Annotated in this window: 3 protein-coding genes; all 3 read right to left on the minus strand. The window is 67.1% G+C overall.

The window, feature by feature from the left end:
- Nucleotides 1-196: 196 nt before the first annotated feature.
- A complete protein-coding gene (locus AACZ35_RS13895) occupies nucleotides 197-580 on the minus strand; it encodes a hypothetical protein (protein WP_339830297.1) in 384 nt (127 codons plus the stop codon).
- A gap of 86 nt (nucleotides 581-666) precedes the next feature.
- Complete coding sequence (locus tag AACZ35_RS13900; protein ID WP_339830299.1) at nucleotides 667-1791, minus strand: DUF4043 family protein; 1125 nt, start codon at nucleotides 1789-1791, stop codon at nucleotides 667-669.
- A gap of 211 nt (nucleotides 1792-2002) precedes the next feature.
- Nucleotides 2003-2483: hypothetical protein (locus AACZ35_RS13905; RefSeq protein WP_339830301.1), on the minus strand; the 481-nt coding region annotated here is incomplete at its 5' end.

A 2483-nucleotide genomic window follows, 5' to 3' on the forward strand; every position in this document is an offset into this window, starting at 1 on the left:
ATGAAGGTCTGGTCGCACTGGCAGCCCTTGGTCAGGGCTTCCTGGTGGAAGCGTTCGTGGAGCGTGCGCCACTCGGTACCGACGAGCGCGATGTGGCCCGAGAGCAGGGCCAAGCGAACGCCAGCGTGGTGTCGAAATTTCATGGGGGAATCCTCGCGTAGGGGGGTGGCCCGGCCGAGGCCGGGCCACCCGAGGCTTAGCCGTAGACCTCGTCGCCGATGCCGACGGAGTAGTACTCCGCGATCACGACGACGCGGCCCGCCGTCGCTGCGGCACCGGTTTCGGCGAGGTTGAACTGCAGCTCGCCGCCGGCCGGGTAGAACTTCGGCGCGTTGGCCACCGTCTCAGAACCGGTGGACTGCACGTCCACAGCGTTGACGAAGACGGTCGTGCCATCGGTGACGGTGAGGGTGGAGGTGGTCGCGCTGTTGAAGGCGGTGATCGTCAGGGCGATCAGCCGGGCCAGTACGGCGCCCTGCGGGAGCTTGGCGGTAAAGCCGTTGCCCGCGCCCATGTTGCTCGGGCCCAGGTCAGCGACGACGGAGCGCACCATCTGGCGCGCGACGATATTGGTGCTCATGGCGGTGTACCTCGAGAGAAGGGGTTTTCAGTGCGCGAAAGCAGCGGCCGCCCGGGGGCGGCCGCTGTAACGCCGGAAAGCGCCTGTTACAGCGCCAGGTCGACGGCCATCACGCCGAAGTCCTCGACCGAGCCACCGTCGTAGGACGACGGGAACTGCGGCTTGAGCCAGCCGCCCATCTTGGCGATCGCCAGGCCGGACCGGTTCTCGTAGTCCTTGTCGATCTCGATCCACTCCGGGACACCGAGGTCGGCCAGGGCCAGGGCCTGCGCACCCAGGAGCAGCGAGCGGGTGCCGTTGACGGTGCCGTCGCCGCCCCACTTGCTGCCCGACGCCGCACCCAGCGTGCTGAACACGCGGGCATACGACTGGATGATCAGGCCGTTCATCGTCACCAGCGCGCCGGTGAAGATCTTGTGGTTCGCGCCACGGGCATCCGCGCCGACCAGCGAGGAACGGAAGTCGGCATTGCGGTACAGCCGCGCCATGGTGTTCTCGTGCACCAGCCAGACGTAGTAGTTCTTGCCACCGACCTTCAGCGGCGGGATGCGCTTCATCGCAGCCTTGGCCTTGAGCTCGGGGATCAGGTCGTACGTCGGGACGTCGACGGCCGCCAGGGCGTCCGTGTCGCCAGCCACCAGGCCATCGGTCGCATCCCAGCGGAAGTGGCGGTTGGCGGACGGCGGCTGCACGTCCGAGGCGTAGGCCAGCTGGGTCCAGGGATCCTGGCCCTCCGGGTTCTCGCGCACGGAGCCGTCGGTGTTGTACTCGAAGCCAATGCCGGAGGCGACGAGCACCGCCTGCTCTTCCCAGCTGTCCGCGAGCCAGTTGGCCATCAACGGCCGGCCGGTCTTGCGGAACTGGATCACCGACTTCTGGTCGGCCAGCTTGCCCTTGTTCTTGATGGCGTTGCGCAGCTGATCGAACTCGATCTTCTGCCAGTGGGCTTCGGAGGTTCGCTCGCGGCCTTCGAGCTGGTTGTCGCCGAACACACCGCCGCCGGTCAGGCGGGGGATCAGGTGGAAGTAGGCGCCGACCTCACCCTTGCTGTTCTTGGTGAGCTCGGTGACGTGCTCGATGATGGCCTGGTGGCCATTGCCGAGCATCTTGGTGAAGAAGAAGTTCTCGACGAACTCTTCGTAGGCTTTGTGGCCCCAGGCGTACTTCTGCTGCGGCTGCATGGCCCCGTAGTCGGTGAAATTGCCGGACATGGGTGTCTCTCCCTGAATGGGTGATAGGTCTGGAAATCGGGGTTGAGACCTGTCTCGCCGGTCGCCGCGGAAGCGCAGAGATCAGCCCTGCGAGCTGGGCCAGTACCGTGGCCAGGGACTCGGTTGGTATCGCAGGCGGTGCTGCGGAAGCGTCGTTCTCGACGAGCGAGCCGCGCGGCGGGCGCGGCTCCGGTGGGTGGGCCGAACGGTCCTACTCGGTAATGCCCATCAGCTTGTCCTGCGTCTCCTTCGGCAGCGCGCCGAACTGGCCGGGCTTCATCTTGCTCAGGTCGATCTCCTGATGCGCACTGCGATCGCCCTGCCCGCCCGTGATCGGCGTCGGGGTGCCGGACGCGGCCGCCTGTGCGCGAGCGTCAGCGGCGTTGCGGGCCGCGTGCGGGTTGTCGGGCTTGGAGGCGCCGGCGGCGCCAGCGGCCGCCCCAGCGGCGCCCCCAGCGTCCTGACCAGCCGACGCCGCCGGCGTGTAGTTGAACGCTTCGAAGGCATCCTTCTCGACCTTCGCGATCAGCTCTTCATCCGAGAGGCTCGGGTTCTCGGTGCTGTACTGCTCGAACAGCTGGTTGACCAGGTTGCGGCGCAGGCCATTGGCCAGGAACTCGCTGTGCTGCCCGGACCAGACCGCGACCTTGCGATTCCAGTTTTCCTGGGCCCGCTGCTGGCGGGTGCTCTTG

The organism is uncultured Arenimonas sp. (assembly GCF_963976025.1).
Lineage (GTDB): Bacteria > Pseudomonadota > Gammaproteobacteria > Xanthomonadales > Xanthomonadaceae > Arenimonas.